The organism is Mesorhizobium sp. (genome assembly GCF_004962245.1).
Lineage (GTDB): Bacteria > Pseudomonadota > Alphaproteobacteria > Rhizobiales > Rhizobiaceae > Mesorhizobium.
This window is the reverse complement of record NZ_SUHQ01000034.1, coordinates 24498-43341: the sequence shown is the minus strand read 5'-3', so window position 1 is coordinate 43341 and position 18844 is coordinate 24498. Positions and strand designations below refer to the sequence as shown.

Below are 18844 nucleotides of genomic sequence, written 5' to 3'. Positions count from 1 at the left end.
CCCCGAAATTGTATTCGATTTCGGAAAGGATCATGCGCCAAATCAAGTTTCTACAGCGTCCTTTGCGCGTCCGAAAGGACGCGGCGCTGTAGTCAGGCGATCGTGTCGAAGAGCCGCAGGATGAAGGATATCTGATAGACCAGCGTGCCGGCGACGAAGGCGACGTGAAAGCGGCGGTCACGCACAAGTATCGCGACAATGCAAAGCGCGACGAAAACCGGCGTACGGAGCAAATATTCAATGCCGAAATGGGCGAAATGCTCCGGCCCTTTCAGCAGCGTGTCGACGACGTCGAGCAGATATGTCGTCGCCAGCAGGCCGAAGAACCAGGCGCGGCGCGAATAGAAGAAATCCTCGTAGCTGGTGTAGTCGAGCATCGAGTCCGGGAACAGCAACGCACAGAGCAGGAACAGCGTGACGGCATAGAAGATGATGAACAGGTATTTGCCGAAGGTCCAGGTCTCCAGCGTGTAGAGACCGAACTCCCACCACCAGAAATGCACCAGCAACAACAGCATGGAGCCGACCCAGGCCAGATGCACGGGATAGAGCCGGTACTGGCCGGGATGCTGGACGATGCGGGCGAGCCCTGACAGAAGGCGCGTGACGCCGAGGCCAATCACCATGCCCATGACGATGCGGATATGCGGGAAGATGTCATGGGCAGAGACGAGCTGCTGTTCCATGGATTTATCGCGGCCTGTTCTGCATCAGGCCTTCTAGCGCCATCGCGCTAGAACAGAAAGTACCTTTGCGCCATCGGCAGCACGGTCGCCGGCTCGCAGGTGAGCAACTCGCCGTCGGCACGGACCTCGTAGGTCTCGGGATCGACCTCGACATGCGGGGTGGCGTCGTTGAGCACCATCGAATGCTTGCCGATGCCGCCGCGGGTGTTCTCGACGGCGACCATCTGCTTGTCGACGCCGAGCCTGCCGCGCAGGCCGGCATCGAGCGCCGCCCTGGAAACGAAGGTCACCGACGAATTGGTCATCGCCTTGCCATAAGCGCCGAACATCGGTCGGTAGTGCATCGGCTGCGGCGTTGGGATCGAGGCGTTGGGATCGCCCATCGGGGCGGCGGCGATCATCCCGCCGATCAGCACCATGTCCGGCTTGACGCCGAAGAAGGCCGGGTTCCACAGAACCAGGTCGGCGCGCTTGCCGACCGCCACCGAGCCGATCTCGTTCGACAGGCCATGCGCGATGGCCGGATTGATCGTGTATTTGGCGATGTAGCGGCGGACGCGGAAATTGTCGTTGTCGCCGGTCTCCTGCGGCAGCGAACCGCGCTGGCGCTTCATCTTGTCGGCGGTCTGCCAGGTGCGGATCGCCACTTCGCCGACGCGGCCCATAGCCTGACTGTCCGACGAAATGATCGAGAAGGCGCCGATGTCGTGCAGGATGTCTTCGGCGGCGATGGTTTCCTTGCGGATGCGGCTTTCGGCAAAGGCGATGTCTTCGGGGATCGACGGCGACAGATGATGGCAGACCATCAGCATGTCGAGATGCTCGGCCAGCGTGTTGACCGTGTAGGGCCGGGTCGGATTGGTCGAGGACGGGATGACGTTTGGCAGGCCGCAAACCTTGATGATATCAGGCGCATGGCCGCCGCCGGCACCCTCGGTGTGGAAGGCGTGGATGGTGCGGCCCTTGATCGCCGCGACCGTGTTCTCGACGAAGCCGGATTCGTTGAGCGTGTCGGTGTGGATCATCACCTGCACGTCGTAATCGTCGGCGACCGACAGACAGCAGTCGATCGCCGCGGGCGTCGTGCCCCAGTCCTCGTGCAGCTTCAGCGAGCAGGCACCGCCCAGCACCATTTCTTCAAGCGCGGCCGGCAAGGAGGCGTTGCCCTTGCCCGACAGGCCGATGTTCATCGGAAAGGCGTCGAAGGACTGGATCATGCGCGCCATATGCCACGGCCCAGGCGTGCAGGTCGTTGCCAGCGTACCATGCGCCGGTCCGGTGCCGCCACCCAGCATGGTGGTGATGCCGGACATCAGCGCTTCCTCGATCTGCTGCGGGCAGATGAAATGGATATGTGCGTCGAAGCCGCCGGCGGTGAGGATCTTGCCTTCGCCGGCGATGATCTCGGTGCCGGGGCCGATGATGATGGTGACGCCGTTTTGCGTATCCGGATTGCCGGCCTTGCCGATCGCGGCGATGCGTCCGTCCTTGAGGCCGATATCGGCCTTGAAGATGCCGCCTGACGCATCGACGACCAGCGCATTGGTGATGACGGTGTCGACCGCGCCCTGCGCGCGGGACACCTGGCTCTGGCCCATGCCGTCGCGAATGACCTTGCCGCCGCCGAATTTCACCTCTTCGCCATAAAGGGTGAAATCCTTTTCCACCTCGATGAACAATTCGGTATCGGCAAGCCGCACCTTGTCGCCGACGGTCGGGCCGTACATCTGGGCATAGGCGGCGCGGGTGATTCTAGCCATCAGCAATTGCTCCCGAAATACGGCCCGAAATCCAGCTTGTCGAAGCCTGGCCCCACATTGTCGCCATCTTATGGTCACGCAATGACCCGCTGGGCGACACTTTCCGATCCCATTTAACGTTTGAGGTGGCAGGGTCACCCCAAAACGACCGTTTGCCAATCGATGGAAAGGAAGATCCATGCGCAAAACGATACGGCTCGCAGCCGCCGCCGCCCTCCTGCTCGCAACCGCTGCAAGCGCCCAGCAACAGCCTGCTCAGCAACCCGGCGAGCCGCCGGCTTCGCCCGCTCCCGCGGCACCCGGCGCTCAGCCCGCCGTGCCGACGATTCAGACCGTCAACATCGTCGATATCGAGGAACTGCCCAAGGAAACGCAGACCAAGGTCAACGAAGTGATGGCCAAGCGCGGCGAGGACGGCCTGCAGAAATTGCGCGGTTCGATCGACGCGACGCCCCAGGTCAAGTCCGCGCTCGAAGCCAAGGGACTCACCTCGGCGCAAGTGATCGCCGCCAGCATGGACGCCAATGGCGCCCTGACCTTGATCACCAAGAAAGCGAGCTGACGATGCGCTATGGCGGGCCGGCACAAGGTCGGCCTGCCGCATCGGGGAGGGAACCTTCGCAGGGCAGGATACGTTTCGATTATTTGGCGTAGCAACGAGTCTCGAAAGGGACCCTGAGAGCGAGCGATGGCGATCACCACCTTCCCCGACACAAGATGGCTGCATATGATTGCCGCAACTGCGTTTCTCGCGGCGAGCGTTCCTCAGGCCGCGCTGAACGCACAGGGCCTTGAAGGCCCGGACACCGTCAACAAGATCATCGGTTCGGAGGTCGGGCAGGAAGAGACCAACACGGCTGTGGAAGCCGGGAAGGTCACCACGGCGATCGACCGGACGCGTGAAAACATCGGCACAGTGCGCAAGACATCCAAGCTCGACAAGGTCGATATCGTGTTCCTTACGGACGCCGCGCGCACGGAAGGCGGTTTGCCGCCGGCGATAGAAACCAAGGTCGAGCAGCATCAGGACGACATTGCGGAACTGCGCGAGGAGATCGAGGCGAACGCATTGCTGTTCAACGCCATCGACTCGCGACGCGTGCTGACCGAAGACGTCCTCGCCGTGGAATTCGACGATTCTGGAAAGGTCGTCATCTACGCGGCGGCCAAGCCGCCCAGCTGAGCTGAAAGTGCTCGACGCCTTGGATAGCACAGGGCGGGATCTCACAGCGCGCCCATGATCTTCTGCTGAAACCCGTAGACCTCGCGCTTGCCGCCGAGCGGGACCAACGTGACGTCGCGTTCCTGGCCGGGCTCGAAGCGCATCGCCGTGCCGGCGGCGATGTCGAGGCGCATGCCCCGCGCCTTGTCGCGATCGAATTTCAGGCCTTCATTGGTTTCGAAGAAGTGGTAGTGGCTGCCGACTTGGATCGGCCGGTCGCCGCTGTTGGCCACCTTCATGGTGACGGTCGGCTGGCCCTTGTTCAGTTCGATCTCGCCGCCTGCTGCGATGACTTCGCCGGGGATCATCGCCAGCCTCACAAGACGCCGAAGACGAGGCCGGCGCCGATGGCCGCACAGGCGCCGCCAGCGGCGCGGGCGAGGCCTGGGGATCTGATGCCAAAGCCAAGGCCGGCAACGATGCCGACGGCATGGAGCAGCGCGGTGGCAACGGCAAAGCCGGCCATATAGTCGAGCCCGCCGGCGTTCTCAGGCACCTCGGTGCCGTGGGCGTGACCGTGGAACATCGCGAACAGGCCGATGATGGCGACGCCGGCCGAGACGGGAAGATCGACAGCGAGCGCGACCAGCAGTCCCAGCACCACGACGGACGCCAGTATGCCCGGCTCGACGAACGGTACCGGCACCTGCAGCATGCCGAGCGCACCGCCCGCCAGCGTGACGCCGACGAAGGCGAGCGGCCAGGCAACAATCGCCTTGCCGCCCTTGAGCGCCGCCCACAACCCGACCGCGATCATCACCGTCATGTGGTCGAGGCCGGAGAGCGGATGCATGAAGCCGGCGCTGAAGGACGAGGTCGTGCCCATGCCGACATGGGCATAGGCGGGCATTGCAGCGGCGAGAAGCAGGATCGCCGAGAGGAACGTGCGTTTGATCGTTGCGGGGATCATCGATATGCCTTCCGTTGTCAGGATCGTGCCGTCACGCGGCCTTGCTGGCCGGGCCGCAGCCTTCGGCCTTGAGGACGCGCTTTGTCGAGGCGGGATACTTCTTCAGCATCGCCGCCGGCCGGATCGGTCGCGGTGCGAAATCACCGCCGCAGTTCGGACAAACGCCACCCAGCACATGTTCCACGCACTCGGCGCAGAAGGTGCACTCGAAGGTGCAGATCAGCGCATCCGTTGCCTCAGGCGGCAGGTCCTTGTCGCAACATTCGCAGTTGGGGCGCAGCTCAAGCATTTTCCTCTCCTCACCGTATTGGCTCGTGCACGGTCACCAGCTTGGTGCCGTCTGGAAACGTCGCCTCGACCTGGACGTCGTGGATCATCTCGGCGATGCCCTCCATCACCTGCGCGCGGGTGACGACATGGGCACCGGCCTCCATCAGCTCGGCGACCGGGCGGCCGTCGCGGGCGCCTTCGACGACGAAGTCGGTGATCAACGCGATCGCCTCCGGGTGATTGAGCTTGACGCCGCGTTCGAGCCGCTTGCGCGCCACGATCGCCGCCATGGCGATGAGCAGCTTGTCCTTTTCCCTTGGCGTCAGGTTCATGCGTTTCCCTAGAGTGGTGTAATCGAGAGTGACGTAATCGGAATCAGAGTGACCATAATTTGGGCAGACCCGCCCGTCCGTTGAGCAACTCGACAAGCGGAACCAGCCGCTTGCGGAGCTGGTAGCCGTCCTCGGCAAACAGCCTCGCAAGAAGCTTGCCAGATTTCCTCACGCTCCAGACACTGGCGTCGCCCTGGCCGCCGATAATGTCCCGGGCCGGATCGAGCAGAGCGTCCACCCGCGGCGAGATCATCAGCACCGTCGCCATGGCGATGGCGCCGCCGGCCACCGCGGAACGGTTGAGAGTGGCCGCAATGCCGGGCCCGATGCGGAAATCCTCGGCATGAACGAGCGCTCCGTCCTGGCTGACGCGCCAGCGGTCATGGAAATTGCCATGCGCCGCGCCTTCGCCCATGGCGAGACGGCCGAAGACGGTCGCCTCGAGCACCAGCGCCTCGGCATCGGCTGCAAGCTCCAGGTCGAGCCTGCGGGCAAAGGCCGATCGATCAAAGACGATGGTTTCCTGCGGCAGCCAGGCGATTCGGCCGCCAGCGCCGACCGTCAGCTTCACCCGCACCTCGGCGCGATCGGATGCGGCGCGGTAGACCTTCTCGCAGGCCTGGGTCGTTATAGTGGCGGAGGCGCCGGCGCCGACATCGATCTCCCAGCGGAGGCGGTCGCCGCCGGTCAGCCCGCCGGCGGTGTTGATCAACACGGCTTCGAGCGGATCGGCCGAGACTGCCGGCATGCGGATCTTGGCGGAACCATCCTGATAGAGGCGCCGAAGGCGTGTGCGGCCGCCATTCCTGTCGCAGCCGAGCTGCGCCAATCCGGCGACGCGCTGGGCCGGCGGCGCAAAGGTCAAGTCATGTTCGATCGTGTCCACGGCGCCAACGTTAAGCACTGCGACGGCTTTGTCGATATATAGCTTGTTGCTTGACAGCGTTTCGGTTTCTATAGAGGAGCCATCTTGGTACGGTCATGCAGCGCCGGGCGGGAAAGGCGACGATGACGATTCGAACCCGGGGAAAAAAAGAGGCGCTGATCAGTTGGCGTCGGGAAACGACAAGGTTGGGGAAGGAACCGAATGGCTGACCAGCTGGCAACAGACATTATCGCGAAGATCAAGGCTCATGCCGAACCCGGTGGCGAAGAAATCACTACCAATACCGAACTGACCTCACTTGGCATCCATTCGCTGGAACTGACGGAGATTATCTTCGATCTCGAGGAACAGTATGGCATCGAGATCGAGATGAACACGGTCGATGCCTGGAGCAACCTGAAGAACGTCGGCGACATGATCGAGGCGGTTCGCGCGCTGATCGCGAAAAAAGCCTGACTGAATGCACAAGCGCGTCGTCATTACCGGCATCGGCGGCCTATGCGGACTTGGCACCAATGCGCCCGCGATCTGGGGCGAGATGCGCGCCGGCCGCTCGGCCATCGGCCCAATTGTCAATTCGGAGCTGCATGACCTGAAAATCAGGGTCGGCTGCGAAATCAGGACGCTTCCCGATCACGGCATCGACCGCAAGCAGGTCGTGTCGATGGACCGCTTCAGCCTGCTGGCGACGATCGCCGCGCGGGAAGCCGCGCAACAGGCCGGATTGACCTCGCAAGAGGCCAACACCTACCGGATGGGCGCCATCGTCGGCGTCGGGGTCTGCGGCTGGGAGGCGATTGAAGAGAGCTATCGCGCCGTCCTGCTCGAAGGAAAGAATCGCGTCGGCATCTTCACCGTGCCGAAAGTGATGCCGGGCGCCGCGGCCGGCCATGTCAGCATGAATCTCGGCCTGCGCGGACCGGTCTTCGGCATCACCTCCGCCTGCTCCTCGTCCAACCATGCCATCGCATCGGCGGTCGACCAGATCAGGCTCGGCCGCGCCGATATCATGGTCGCCGGCGGCACCGATGCGCCGCTGGTCTGGGGCGTCCTGAAGGGCTGGGAGGCGCTGCGGGTGCTGGCGCCCGACACGTGCCGGCCGTTTTCGGCCGATCGCCAGGGCCTGGTGCTCGGCGAAGGCGCCGGCATGGCCGTGCTGGAGACCTACGAGCACGCCATGGCGCGCGGCGCCACGATCCTGGCCGAAATCGCCGGCGCCGGCCTTTCCGGCGACGCGTCCGACATCGTCGCGCCGACCATCGAAGGGCCGGAGGCGGCGATGCGCTTCTGCCTCGCCGATGCCGGGCTCAACCCGGAAGACATCGACTATGTCAACGCGCATGGCACCGGCACCAAAGCCAACGACCAGATCGAGACGGCGGCGATCAAGCGCGTCTTCGGCGACCATGCCTACAGGCTTTCGATCTCCTCGACCAAATCGATGCACGCCCACTGCCTCGGCGCGTCGGGCGCCCTGGAGCTGATCGCCTGCGTGATGGCGATCCGCGAAGGCATCGTGCCGCCGACCGCCAATTTTCGCGAAACCGACGCCGATTGCGATCTCGACATCACGCCGAACGTGGCGCGCGAGCGCAAGGTGCGTGCGACGATCAGCAATGGCTTCGCCTTCGGCGGCACCAATGCGGTGCTGGCGTTCAAGGCGGTCTGACCGCGGGTCCATCCACATCCCGATAGGGCGGACTTTTCGTGCGCCGCGCACATCCGCGTAAAATCCTCGACCAGGAGTTCTCGATGACCGACCTGTCCGCCTTTCCGATCGTCACGCGCTGGCCGGCCAGCCATCCCGACCGCATCCAGCTCTATTCGGCTCAGACGCCGAACGGGGTGAAGGTGTCGATCGCGCTGGAGGAACTCGGCCTGCCCTACGAGGCGCATGCGGTGAACATCGGCAAAAACGAAAGCTGGACACCGGAGTTCCTGTCGCTGAATCCCAACGGTAAGATACCGGCGATGATCGATCCGAACGGCCCGGGCGGCAAGCCGATCGGGCTGTTTGAATCCGGCGCCATCCTGCTCTATCTCAGTGACAAGACCGGCAGGCTGGTCCCCGCCGACCCTATCCGGCGCTACGAAACGATCCAGTGGGTGTTCTTCCAGATGGCCTTCATCGGACCGATGTTCGGCCAGGTCGGCTTCTTCCATAAATTCGCTGGACGCGAGATCGCCGACAAGCGCCCGCTGGAGCGCTATCGCGACGAATCGCGGCGGCTGATCGGCGTTCTCGAGACGAGACTGAAGGGCCGCAACTGGATCATGGACGACGACTACACCATCGCCGACATCTCGATGCTGGGCTGGGTGCGCAATTTGATCGGCTTCTATGAGGCGCGGGAACTCGTCGGCTTCGACGATTTTCCCGATGTCGCGGCTTGGCTGGAGCGCGGCCTTGCCCGGCCGGCGGTGCAAAGGGGACTGAACATTCCGGCGAGAGCCTGACGCGGGCAGAGCCGCAGGGCAGCTCTGCCTATTTTGCCTTGACCCCGGTTTTTGGGCCGCCCTTGCCCATGACGGACGCGGCAAGGGACGCAGCACCCCGGGCCGTGGCGACAACAGCACCGGCCGCGACATTGGCTGTCGCCTTGACCGTGCGCATTGCGCTGCCTGCCATGGATCTGCCGCCGGTTGCCGGTTTCCTGGGCTTGGCGGGTTTTGCCGTGGCCTTGGCTGCGGCCGGCACCACCTTCTTCGGTGCCGCCTTGCCAAAGCTTGGCTTTGCCGCATCCTTGGAACGCGCGGCGACAGCCGGGCCAGCGCCTGTCTTGGATTCAATTGCCTTTGATCGAGTTGCCTTGCCCTTGGCGGGCGCAGGCTTTCTTGCCTTGGTTGCCATCAGACGGCTCCCTCATGTCAGCATCATTGCCGTAGCTGACATAACGGCCGGAAAGTCTTAAGGTTCCGGCCGCGCTTCCCCGCAAATCAGGCTTGATCGCCGATCACCAGATCGGCCGGCCGGCGGCGGGCAAGCACACGTTCGATGTTGGGCATGTCGTTGGATGCGATCCAGGCGCGGGCGTCCTCGTCGGAGCGGCCGTGCTCGTGCCATCGTTCAAGCAGCCGGCGCTCGAGCTCGGCGCGCGGCACATCGACGAAAATCGAGAAATCGAACAGCGGCGCCAGTCGCGACCAGGGCTCCTCGTCAAGCAGCAGGTAATTGCCCTCGACCAGGATGAACTTGGTCTCGGCAGCGATGATCGAGGCGGCGGCGCGCGACAATTCCATGTTCCTGTCGAACACCGGAATGGCGATGTCGGGTTCGGCCGCGCGGATGCGCTTCAGCAACGTTTCGAAGCCGGCAAAGTCAAACGTTTCCGGGGCGCCCTTTCGCGCGCGAAGGCCGCGCGCCTCGAGCACGACATCGTCGTAATGGAAGCCGTCCATCGGCACGATTTCGGCAGCACCTTCCGGCAGCAGTTCATGCAGGCGAGCCGAAAGCGTCGACTTGCCGGCACCCGGAGGACCGGCAATGGCGACGACAAAGCGCTGCGCCTTGCCGGCGCGCTTGAAGATGGTGGCGGCGAGATGAGCGACCTCGGACATCGGAGCCTTTCTGGGGAGCCTTTCTGGCTGGGTGTTCTCGATCACATCTTGGCGATAGTTCGCGGGAATTTCAAATCCGCACTGGTGTTAAAGGCCGACCAATTTGTCGAGGTCGGCGCGATCGCTCCGGGACACAGACCAATCAGGCAGGAACGGATCGGCCGATACGCAGGAAATCGCTGTCGAAGGCGACGTCCCGCGTCGAACCGTCGGCGGCCAGGAGACGCATCCGTCCCTGCGCGGTTGCGATGTCGCACGGCGGCTCGCCGCCGGCTTCTTGGGGCAAGGCGCCGATGACGTGGCGGAACGAGACATCGCGGCCTTCGCCAAGCGCGAAGGCGGTCGCCACCCCTTCCCGCTTCAGCCAGTTGTCGCCCAGCGACGCCGCATGGCCGACCGCCGTGCGGCCGTCCTCGATGCCGAGCACGCCGCGGTGGCGGCCGCTCCATGGCGCGTAGTCGCGCCCGCCATTGCTGATCCACAGCATGGTGACCGGCAGTTCGGCCGGGTTCTTCAGCACCAGCACAAGATCGGCTTCCGCCCTGCGCGCCAGTGCGGTCCAGCCCGGTCCGCCATGGTCGGCCTCGACCAGCGTGACGAAATCCTCTCGGCTCTGGTCCATGCGGTACTCGGTCAGGTCGAGCGTGCCGCCGCCGGCAGCGGGAAAGCGCGTCAGGTCTGTGGAGCGCGAGGGATAGGCAAGCCGGAAGCGGCCGCGGGTCGGATCAGGCTCCAGCGGATCATCCGGCGTTGCCGCCAACCGCTTTGGCGAGAAGGCGAGCCTGCCGCCGTCCTTCATCACCGTCATCGGGTGATGGGCGACGGAAATCGCGCCCGAACCGCCGGAAAAGACATGTTCCTGATAGAGAAAGGGATGGTCGTCGCGCAGGGTGAGGATCTTGTCGACCGTCGCGCCCATGACCTTGCGCCGCAGCCTGAAAACGGCCCGCCAGCCATCGGCCGTGGCCGCGCTGTCGACGACGTCCCAGGGACTGTTGGCCGGCCAGCCGTGCAGGGGTGCCGCCTCGACATCGCTTCGCGAAAACGGCGCGCAGAGAAAATCGCCGGACAGGCGGACGGTGCCGGCGGGCAGGTCCTGCGGCAGCGTTTCGCGCGGCTCGTCGATCCAGGGCGCGCGATGCAGCGGTTTTGGCCGGCGCCCGTCGATATCGACCACCATCTCGGCGAGATGGCCGACGGTGAGATCGACCGTGACCGAAATGCCCTTAGCCTTGATCGTGATCCCGCCCATGGCGCACCTGCTGATTCTGTCCACGTCAGCAAAGCCCGCCCGGTACCGGTTGCGCAAGCGCAGCGCCGGCATTTTCCGCGCCAGGACCAGTGCCGCGCCGGCTCCGTCCCAGGATCTGTGGACAGGTGGTGGTCCCGCGCACGACCAGTGTTAACCAAATGGACGGCGCGATTGGGTTACGCTAGGTTCCGCCCCGTTTCAGCAACAGCTTGCGTTCAGACCCATCTTGTCCAAACCGCGCCTCTTTCCGCTCATCCCAAGATTTGCCGCCGCACTTGCGCTGCTGCTGTTTGTCGCCGGCTGCACGACGACGCCGCCGGAGACCATGCTGGCGGTGCCGGCGGCGCCGCAGAAATATGCGGCTGTCGTCATCGATGGCAGCAGCGGCAAGACGCTGTTCGAGGTGAATTCGACGGCGCCGCGCTATCCGGCGTCGCTGACCAAGATGATGACGCTCTACCTTCTGTTCGAGGCGCTGGAGTCCGGCCGCATCAGCAAGCAAACGCAGATCCCGGTCTCGGCCAACGCCGCCAGGCAGCCGCCGACCAAGCTGCGCTTCAGGCGCGGCGAGACGATCGACGTCGAATCGGCGATCCGGGCGATCGTCGTCAAATCGGCCAATGACGTGGCGGTCGCCGTCGCCGAATATCTCGGCGGCAGCGAAGACGCGTTTGCCGCGACGATGACCGCCAGGGCGCGCCAGCTCGGCATGCGCAGCACCGTCTTCCGCAACGCTTCTGGCCTGCCGGACGGCGTGCAGCAGACGACGGCGCGCGACATGGCGGTGCTCGGCATGGCGCTGCGCGCCCGCTTCCCGCAGCATTTCCACTATTTCTCCGAAAACGACTTCATGTTCCGGGGCCGGCTGGTGCGCGGCCACAACGACATGCTCGGCCGCGTCCGCGGCGTCAACGGCATCAAGACAGGCTATATCAGGGCCTCCGGCTTCAACATCGTCACCTCCTACGACGCCGACGGCCGCCGGCTCATCCTCGTGGTGATGGGCGCCGACAGCGCGCGCCAGCGCAACGACCACGTCGAAGCGCTGATCCAGCGCAGTTTGGCGACGGCATCGGCTGCGACGACAAGGTTGCTGTATGCGCAGGAGCAGTGACGTTCGGCGGGGGCGAGCTCGTGATCAGCGATCTGTGTCAGTTTCACCTTGACAGGTGACGGCAGTTATGCTAGGAATTTATTCACAGTGCTGATTTGCGCCCGCCCGCCGAGGCGGGTTTTTCATTTCAGGCTTCGGCGCCATTCTCCGATAAAATCGCAGGTTTGCCGGCCGGAGGCTCGACCTGTCATTCGAGGGTGATGATCGACGCAGGCGCAAACGTCGTCATCTTCTTGAGACCGCTGATCATGCCCTCGACAAAGCGCGGTGTGCCGACTGTGCCTTTCAGCCAGCATTCGCTCTTGCGCTTCATGTAGGTGAATCCAATGCAACGCTTGTTCGCCACACAGGCCAGCCTGCACTGCTGCGCGGTGACATTCCTCCCAAAGGGCCTCCGCGACAAATCTCCACCGGGCAGGTCGACATTTTCGAACAATGCTGTCTTCGGGTCGATCACTCCCATAGAGAACGTATTGGGGTCTGGATCAGCGCTGCTCAGGAACTTGCCGGAGATCGCAGCCGAGTTGCCATCGGCTTTGCCTTGGCTGGCTTTCAGGAAGCAGTTTGGACCTCTGGCGACGTGCGGGTCCACATTGAATGTAAATGCCTTGCATTCACCACCCATGGATAGACAAGCTCTCGCGCAGTTTGCAGCGTCGTCCGTTCGGCGAGAACTGATGTCATCGCCGTAGAGGTCGAGGCCGGCAAAGACGGCCATTCGTGTCGGGCGTCGGGTATATTCCTCGATCGAGGACAGTTTGGAGAGCGACGGGCTATCTGCCGCATCGGTCTGCTTTGGCATTGGGGCTGCCGATTGGATTGTAGTGGCCGAAGGCGGTTCCGCCGATCTGCTGGGCGGGCTTGCCTCATTCGAGGCGGTGTTTGTCTGACTGCCCTGCCTGCGATCGATCCCATAGCGCGCGACCTCATCAGGTGTGAAGACATGCATGTCGTTGGGAGGCGTCTTAAACATCACCGTCAACACCTCGATCGGCGTATCAAAGCGATTGAGAAGATCAATGATGTCCGAGATGGAAAGCTGGGCGCTGACCAGATCGGCGGAGTCAGAGGAAATCTGATGGACGCCCAGTTCTCCTTCAACCTGACGTTCGACTCCTGCGAGGAAGACGTATGCACATGCGGAATAGCAGCCTGCCTTTTTCGGGATGAAGGTCGCGAGCTTCCGCTCGTGCACGTCGTCTGCGATCAAAAGGGCGATCTGAACCACACCGCCAGAGCTATTGAGAACGACCAGCTTGGCATTGGGCGCGGCCTCGGCCGCGCGGCGGAAATTGAGCGCCGCCCCTGCATCGATCTCTCCATTGAGAGAAATGACGTCGGAATGGGCGTCATCGACCGTAAACGGACCGAACGACTGAACTGCAGCGTGGGCAGAACACGACTGAACTGCCAATAATAACCAAACGACCGGCAGCAACCGGTTCACGCAATATGAAAGTGAAGTCAGCACTGTCGCCCCCCGGCGGCGGATTTTCGGTTATTAACTACCCGGCAGACCCAACTGGCAAGTGTCAACTGGTGATCTTTCAATCAACGGGTTAACGCGGCACACCCCTGTGACAGAGCCGAGTAATCACTCCCGGCCAACTTTAGGCGCCCGAACGGGCGGAACCTGTGGGCTTTACCTTTACAACAATACAACCCACTTGCCCGTTGAAGCCCGCCCCGGCTTCCGCTAAGAAGCCGTGGCTGGCCGGTTTACCGGCTCCGTTTTCCGGATCGCCGATCCTGAAGGCACCCGTAGCTCAGCTGGATAGAGCGCTGCCCTCCGAAGGCAGAGGTCACAGGTTCGAATCCTGTCGGGTGCGCCAATTTTACGTTCTATTACAATCGGTTAGAGTGAGGCAAAAGTCGACGTCTTATCCTCCGGCGAATGTCACGTAAGCGGCAGACGCGGGTTTCGGGAAGCTGCGCGGTGCCAATAGACGCTCTTTCTTGTCTGGAAATACTGCAAAAGCCGCGCTTTTTCTGGCGCATCGAGCGTCCGGCAAGTAGCCGGGCACCTGAGCGTTGCCCACGAGGGCAGCACTCAAGCATTGAAATCCGGTATCGATTCCTACGAACGTAGCCGTCAGACCCGAGGCCCCATGTAAGCATGAAGTGCTTGCAAATCCGCAGCCGTGATAGGGCCAGCAAACGAGGCCCGCGTGACTCCCGGGCGTTCTCGCTTCATGATGAAAAACCAAGGCCTTATCGGCTCTATGAATGGGTCAACTTTCGGTGCTGATTCATGTCATGACAAAGCATCCATGGGCAATCTCATGAGCTTCAATGACCTTGACCTGAATTTGCTACGCGTGTTCGACGTGATGATGCGCGAAAGAAGCGTTACGCGCACGGCCCATGAACTGGGAAGAACGCAATCTGCGATTAGCCATTCGTTGTCCAGATTGCGGCACCTTTTTCACGACAAGCTGTTCACCCGCGATGGTGGGGTGATGAGGCCAACCCCTCGCGCTGTTGAGCTTCTGCCAGACATCTCCGCGGGATTAGCAGCCATTCGAGCATCGATCGATCGCCATCAAATTTTCGATCCTGCAACCACACGACGTAACTTTCGTGTTGGACTCACCGACTACCATGCAATGATTATCATCCCGCGTCTGCTCCGGGAATTTTCCACGCAGGCCCCGCACGCCACGCTGAACATTATTCCAGCGAATGGGATCGAAATTGCGTCGTCACTTCATCTTCGACAGATCGACTGTGCACTGACCGGTGCGGTGATCAAGGACGACCCAAGCCTCTTGAAGATCGAACTGGGCCAGGATCGGCTCTTCTGCGCAGTTTGGAGCGGCAGCGAAATCGCACGTTCAACGATGTCTTTGGAGACATATCTGTCAGCGTCCCACCTGCAGGTTTCAGCCGACGGTGTCTCCAGCGGGCTTGCCGATGCAGCCCTCAAGGAGCTTGGCTTGCGGCGCAATGTTGTCGCGACGATATCGAACTACCTGGCACTACCCTGGGTGTTGCGAGGCACCGAACTGGTTGCTCATTGTGGTGACGGAGTCCTCCAAATTCTTGATGAAGCGAGTGAAGTGACACTCCTTTCTCCGCCGGTGCCCATCCCAAACGTGAGTGCTTGGCTGCTTCTGCACCCCCAGATGGCCACGGATCCTGGGACTGTTTGGCTTAAAGAAATTCTCTCAAAGATTTATGGAGAGTCTCAGAAAAAAAAGAACGAAATTCTTGCAAAACGAAAGTCATGACAAACAGATAAGGAAATCTGCTTAGCGATTCAACGCAAATACGGACATTCATAAGATACGCTCACCTATGGCGGATACGATACCTGGCATCATTCGTTCTCTTGGCATCATGAACGCTGCTCATATTCAGCATGAAGAGAATGAATTTGACGAATAATTTCGCCTGCGCAACCCTGATGCTCCACAAGCAAAAAAGGGGAACCAGGATGCAAGCGATTCTCAAAGGACTGATGGCAGCAGCCGTTGCACTGGCGGCATCAAACGCGTCGGCCGCGACGATCGAAGACGTCAAGAAGAATGGAATTCTGACCTGCGGCACCAACTCAGCGACAGCCGGTTTCAGTCTTCCGGACAATGAGGGCAAATGGACCGGGTTCGTCGTCGATTATTGCCGCGCTGTCGCGGCGGCCGTTCTGGGGGACGCACAGAAGGTAAGGTTCATTCCGCTTACGCCGAAGGACCGCTTCACCGCTCTGCAGTCGGGCGAGATCGATATACTCGCACATAACGCAACCTGGACGTCGTCCCGCGACACATCCCTCGGCATACTTTTCGCGGGCACGTATTTCTATGATGGCCAGGGCTTCATGGTTCGCAAAGCGGAGAACATTGGTTCGGCCAAAGATCTTGATGGCGCGTCGATTTGCGTCACCCAAGGCACCACGACCGAGTTGAACCTCGCCGACTACTTCCGGTCGCATTCGATATCATACTCGACCGTCGGTTTCGCCGATGAAGAAGCCGTCGTGAAGGCCTACGAGGAAGGTCGCTGCGACGTTCTCTCCGCCGACTCGTCCACCTTGAATGCCTCTCGCCAGCGTATGGCGAACTCCGACGATAGCATCGTGCTTCCCGAACTCATCTCCAAGGAGCCACTTGGGCCGGCCGTGCGGCAGGGAGACGATCATTGGTTCAACGTGGCCAAATGGACGCTCCTCGTCATGGTCTCTGCCGAGGAGCTCGGAGTGACATCGCAGAACGTCGATGAAATGAAGTCGTCAGAGAACCCGAACATCCGCCGGCTGCTCGGAGTGGAGGGCAGCATTGGAAAGGATCTCGGGCTCGCCGATACCTGGTCTGTCGACGTTATCAAGCAGGTTGGCAACTATGGCGAAGTTTTCGATCGCAATATCGGCAAGGACTCGCCGCTGAAAATGGAGCGCGGCCTGAACGCACTTTGGAACCAGGGTGGTCTCCAGTACGCCCCACCTGTCCGCTAGGGCCAATTCTGGTCATAGCGTCGGCGATTGCGCCGATGCCTTGGTTCCGCACCAACAGGAACAGGATCATGTCCGAAGTGCTGCTCGCCCCGCGCTCGCTGTGGAGCCTTTCTCTGCACGACGCCAAGGTCCGGGGCGTCCTGTATCAGGTTTTGCTGGCCGGCAGCCTGCTAGCATTGGTCGTAAGCATTGCCATTCAGACCGCGTCGAACATGAGGGCGCGCGGGATTCCGCTATCCTTCGGCTTCTGGAACGAGACCGCCGGTTTCGATATCAACCAGACCCTTATTCCTTACGACACGCTCTCCACCTACGGCCAGGCGTTCTGGGTGGGCGTGGTCAACACGCTCTATGTGAGTTTGCTGGGAATCGTGTTGGCCACACTCTTGGGCTTTGTGGTCGGCATTGCACGCCTGTCGCCGAACTGGATCGTTGCGAAGGTGGCCGCATCGTACGTCGAGGTCATACGCAACGTCCCGCTGCTGCTGCAGCTTCTCTTCTGGTACAATGCTGTTCTGAAACCGCTGCCCACGCCGAGGGCGTCGATCGAACTCCCCGGCGGCATCTATCTGAACAATCGCGGTCTCATCATTCCGGAAATTCAGCTCCATGAAGGAGCAGGTAGCGTCGGACTTGCTTTCCTGGCGGGCACCATGCTCTGCTTCGCTTACAGGTTCCATGCAAGGCGCGTGCAGGACCGCACCGGCAAACAGCTACCCGTGCTTCGGGTCAGCCTCGCTGCCTTGATCGGACTGCCTCTGATCGTCTTCTTCCTGGTCGGTTCGCCCGTATCGTTCGTGACCCCGGAGTTGAGGGGGTTCAATTTTCGGGGTGGACACCAGCTTTATCCGGAGTTCGCCGCACTTCTGATCGGTCTCTCCGCCTACACCGCGTCGTTTATTGCGGAAATTGTCCGCAGCGGTATTCAGGCCGTGCCGAAAGGCCAGACCGAAGCCGCCCACGCGCTGGGGCTTGCGCCGGGCAAGACGCTTCGCTTGGTCACCGTTCCCCAGGCACTGCGCATCATCATCCCGCCCCTGACCAGCCAGTACCTGAATCTCACGAAGAATTCCTCGCTCGCTGTGTTCATCGGCTACCCGGATCTCGTTCAGATTTTTGCGGGAACGGTGCTCAACCAAACGGGCGCGGCCGTCCAGGTGATGGCGATTACCCTGTCGGTCTATCTCGCGATTTCCCTCGTCACGTCGATGGTCATGAACGCCTTCAATCGACGTTTCGCGATCGTCGAGAGGTGATGCATGAGCGGTCACTCCCTGCATTCGCCCCTCGCCAACAGCTCACTTCTGCCGCCTACGGCACCGCCATGGAGGATCCGGCGGAGCCCAGCGGCCTGGATGCGAAAGAACCTGTTTTCGACGCCGTTCTCCGGCGTGCTCACGATCTGCTTCACGGCTCTCGCGGCATGGCTTTTGTACCAGTTGCTGAGTTTTGCGGTATTCGACGCAGTCTGGACCGGCGGACAGGAGGAATGCCGCGCGAACCCTGACGGCGCCTGCTGGCCGTTCATCGTGGAGAAATTCGACTATCTCCGGTACGGGGCCTATCCGGTAGCCGAGCGCTGGCGGGTAGACCTGACGCTGATAATTGGCGCCGTCCTGATCGTCTGGCTACTGTGGAAACGGGCGCCACAGCGCAACGTGGCGGCGTTGCTGTTCTTCATTGCCTATCCCGTCGTCGCCTTCGTGCTGTTGCGTGGCGTCGCGTCCCTCAATCTGCCCGTCATCGACACCGTGTTGTGGGGAGGCCTGCTCATCACGCTGCTCATGTCGGTCGTGGGCATCGTCTTCTCGCTCCCGATCGGCGTGCTTCTCGCGCTCGGCCGACGGTCGGAGCTTCCCCTCGTCAGAGCGGTGTGCGTGATCTTCATCGAGGTCGTGAGGGGCGTGCCGTTCATCACGGTGCTGTTCATGGCGAACTTCATGATGCCGCTCTTCGTGCCTGATTATCTGACGCCCGACCGGCTACTGCGTCCGCTGATTGCGATTGCGCTGTTCTCGTCAGCCTACATGGCCGAGGTGGTGCGCGCCGGCCTTCAGGCCATTCCCAAGGGGCAATATGAGGCAGCAAAGGCGCTCGGCCTTAGCTATTTTACGATCATGCGTCTGATCATCCTCCCGCAGGCGCTTACTATCGTCATACCGGGCATCGTCTCCACCTTCATCGGGCTGTTCAAGGACACGACGCTGGTCGCGATAGTCGGCATCGCCGACTTCCTGAGAGCCGTGGAAACGGCGCGGGTCGACCCGAACTGGGCGGGGCCGACGATCTCCTCGACGGGCTATCTCTTCGCCGGACTGGTCTACTGGATCTTCTGCTTCGGCATGTCCCGGTACTCGCAGGCGATGGAGCGCGAGTTCGCGCGCGGCCACAAGAGCTAGGAAGC

General features: G+C 61.9%; 21 protein-coding genes and 1 tRNA gene. 11 read left to right on the top strand and 11 right to left on the bottom strand.

All coding sequences use genetic code 11. The annotated features are described in order from the left end of the window. Positions 1-92: 92 nt before the first annotated feature. Positions 93-686 (bottom strand): hypothetical protein, encoded by a 594-nt coding sequence (locus tag E5X88_RS28235; RefSeq protein ID WP_292167204.1) that lies wholly within the window; start codon positions 684-686, stop codon positions 93-95. Positions 687-733: 47 nt separating this feature from the next. After that, a complete protein-coding gene (gene ureC / locus E5X88_RS28230; protein ID WP_292167282.1) occupies positions 734-2449 on the bottom strand; it encodes an urease subunit alpha in 1716 nt (571 codons plus the stop codon). Positions 2450-2624: 175 nt separating this feature from the next. Between ureC and E5X88_RS28225 the strand changes: the two genes are divergently transcribed. Further along, positions 2625-3008, top strand: a complete 384-nt coding sequence (locus tag E5X88_RS28225; protein WP_292167203.1) for a hypothetical protein — start codon at positions 2625-2627, stop codon at positions 3006-3008. 126 nt (positions 3009-3134) lie between these two features. Next, a complete protein-coding gene (locus E5X88_RS28220) occupies positions 3135-3629 on the top strand; it encodes a hypothetical protein (RefSeq protein ID WP_292167201.1) in 495 nt (164 codons plus the stop codon). Between the two features lie 41 nt (positions 3630-3670). Here the strand turns inward: E5X88_RS28220 and E5X88_RS28215 are convergent, their stop codons facing one another. Genes E5X88_RS28215 through E5X88_RS28195 form a run of 5 tightly spaced genes read right to left on the bottom strand, consistent with a single transcriptional unit; the run spans position 3671 to position 6066 of the window. Beyond that, positions 3671-3976, bottom strand: coding sequence for an urease subunit beta (locus E5X88_RS28215; RefSeq protein WP_292167200.1), 306 nt, complete (start codon positions 3974-3976; stop codon positions 3671-3673). Positions 3977-3984: 8 nt separating this feature from the next. Next, positions 3985-4578 (bottom strand): HupE/UreJ family protein, encoded by a 594-nt coding sequence (locus tag E5X88_RS28210; RefSeq protein ID WP_292167199.1) that lies wholly within the window; start codon positions 4576-4578, stop codon positions 3985-3987. Between the two features lie 31 nt (positions 4579-4609). Continuing rightward, complete coding sequence (locus E5X88_RS28205; protein WP_292167196.1) at positions 4610-4867, bottom strand: DUF1272 domain-containing protein; 258 nt, start codon at positions 4865-4867, stop codon at positions 4610-4612. Positions 4868-4877: 10 nt separating this feature from the next. Continuing rightward, positions 4878-5180 (bottom strand): urease subunit gamma, encoded by a 303-nt coding sequence (locus E5X88_RS28200; RefSeq protein WP_023693076.1) that lies wholly within the window; start codon positions 5178-5180, stop codon positions 4878-4880. Positions 5181-5223: 43 nt separating this feature from the next. Beyond that, positions 5224-6066 (bottom strand): urease accessory protein UreD, encoded by an 843-nt coding sequence (locus E5X88_RS28195; protein ID WP_292167188.1) that lies wholly within the window; start codon positions 6064-6066, stop codon positions 5224-5226. A gap of 201 nt (positions 6067-6267) precedes the next feature. Between E5X88_RS28195 and E5X88_RS28190 the strand changes: the two genes are divergently transcribed. The 3 genes from E5X88_RS28190 (at position 6268) to E5X88_RS28180 (ending at position 8523) form a co-directional block, all read left to right on the top strand. Continuing rightward, positions 6268-6522: an acyl carrier protein gene (locus E5X88_RS28190; protein ID WP_292167185.1), complete on the top strand. Its 255-nt coding sequence runs from the start codon at positions 6268-6270 to the stop codon at positions 6520-6522. A 4-nt stretch (positions 6523-6526) separates the two neighbouring features. After that, positions 6527-7735 (top strand): beta-ketoacyl synthase, encoded by a 1209-nt coding sequence (locus tag E5X88_RS28185; protein WP_292167182.1) that lies wholly within the window; start codon positions 6527-6529, stop codon positions 7733-7735. 83 nt (positions 7736-7818) lie between these two features. Further along, entirely contained in the window at positions 7819-8523 is a 705-nt protein-coding gene (locus tag E5X88_RS28180; RefSeq protein WP_292167179.1) for a glutathione S-transferase N-terminal domain-containing protein, read from the top strand. A 28-nt stretch (positions 8524-8551) separates the two neighbouring features. Here E5X88_RS28180 and E5X88_RS28175 read toward each other — a convergent pair whose 3' ends face one another. The 3 genes from E5X88_RS28175 to E5X88_RS28165 form a co-directional block, all read right to left on the bottom strand. Further along, a complete protein-coding gene (locus E5X88_RS28175; protein ID WP_292167176.1) occupies positions 8552-8917 on the bottom strand; it encodes a hypothetical protein in 366 nt (121 codons plus the stop codon). An 86-nt stretch (positions 8918-9003) separates the two neighbouring features. Further along, a complete protein-coding gene (locus tag E5X88_RS28170) occupies positions 9004-9624 on the bottom strand; it encodes a nucleoside triphosphate hydrolase (RefSeq protein ID WP_292167173.1) in 621 nt (206 codons plus the stop codon). 142 nt (positions 9625-9766) lie between these two features. Further along, positions 9767-10876, bottom strand: a complete 1110-nt coding sequence (locus E5X88_RS28165) for a hypothetical protein (protein ID WP_292167170.1) — start codon at positions 10874-10876, stop codon at positions 9767-9769. A gap of 226 nt (positions 10877-11102) precedes the next feature. Between E5X88_RS28165 and E5X88_RS28160 the strand changes: the two genes are divergently transcribed. Further along, positions 11103-11990 (top strand): D-alanyl-D-alanine carboxypeptidase family protein, encoded by an 888-nt coding sequence (locus E5X88_RS28160; protein WP_292167169.1) that lies wholly within the window; start codon positions 11103-11105, stop codon positions 11988-11990. Positions 11991-12177: 187 nt separating this feature from the next. Here E5X88_RS28160 and E5X88_RS28155 read toward each other — a convergent pair whose 3' ends face one another. Next, positions 12178-13461 carry a PAN domain-containing protein gene (locus E5X88_RS28155; RefSeq protein WP_292167166.1) on the bottom strand — a complete coding sequence of 428 codons (1284 nt, stop codon included), beginning with the start codon at positions 13459-13461 and terminating at the stop codon, positions 12178-12180. Between the two features lie 284 nt (positions 13462-13745). On the opposite strand from E5X88_RS28155, the gene E5X88_RS28150 reads away from it, so the two are divergent. The 5 genes from E5X88_RS28150 to E5X88_RS28130 all read left to right on the top strand — a co-directional run bounded on the left by E5X88_RS28150 (position 13746) and on the right by E5X88_RS28130 (position 18839). Further along, positions 13746-13822: transfer RNA gene (locus E5X88_RS28150), tRNA-Arg, on the top strand. A 438-nt stretch (positions 13823-14260) separates the two neighbouring features. Beyond that, complete coding sequence (locus tag E5X88_RS28145) at positions 14261-15220, top strand: LysR family transcriptional regulator (RefSeq protein WP_292167163.1); 960 nt, start codon at positions 14261-14263, stop codon at positions 15218-15220. Between the two features lie 206 nt (positions 15221-15426). Further along, on the top strand, positions 15427-16440 hold the full coding sequence (locus E5X88_RS28140; RefSeq protein WP_292167280.1) for an amino acid ABC transporter substrate-binding protein: 1014 nt from the start codon (positions 15427-15429) through the stop codon (positions 16438-16440). 68 nt (positions 16441-16508) lie between these two features. Beyond that, on the top strand, positions 16509-17696 hold the full coding sequence (locus E5X88_RS28135) for an amino acid ABC transporter permease (protein ID WP_292167162.1): 1188 nt from the start codon (positions 16509-16511) through the stop codon (positions 17694-17696). A gap of 99 nt (positions 17697-17795) precedes the next feature. Beyond that, positions 17796-18839, top strand: a complete 1044-nt coding sequence (locus E5X88_RS28130) for an amino acid ABC transporter permease (protein WP_292236751.1) — start codon at positions 17796-17798, stop codon at positions 18837-18839. Positions 18840-18844: the final 5 nt, after the last annotated feature.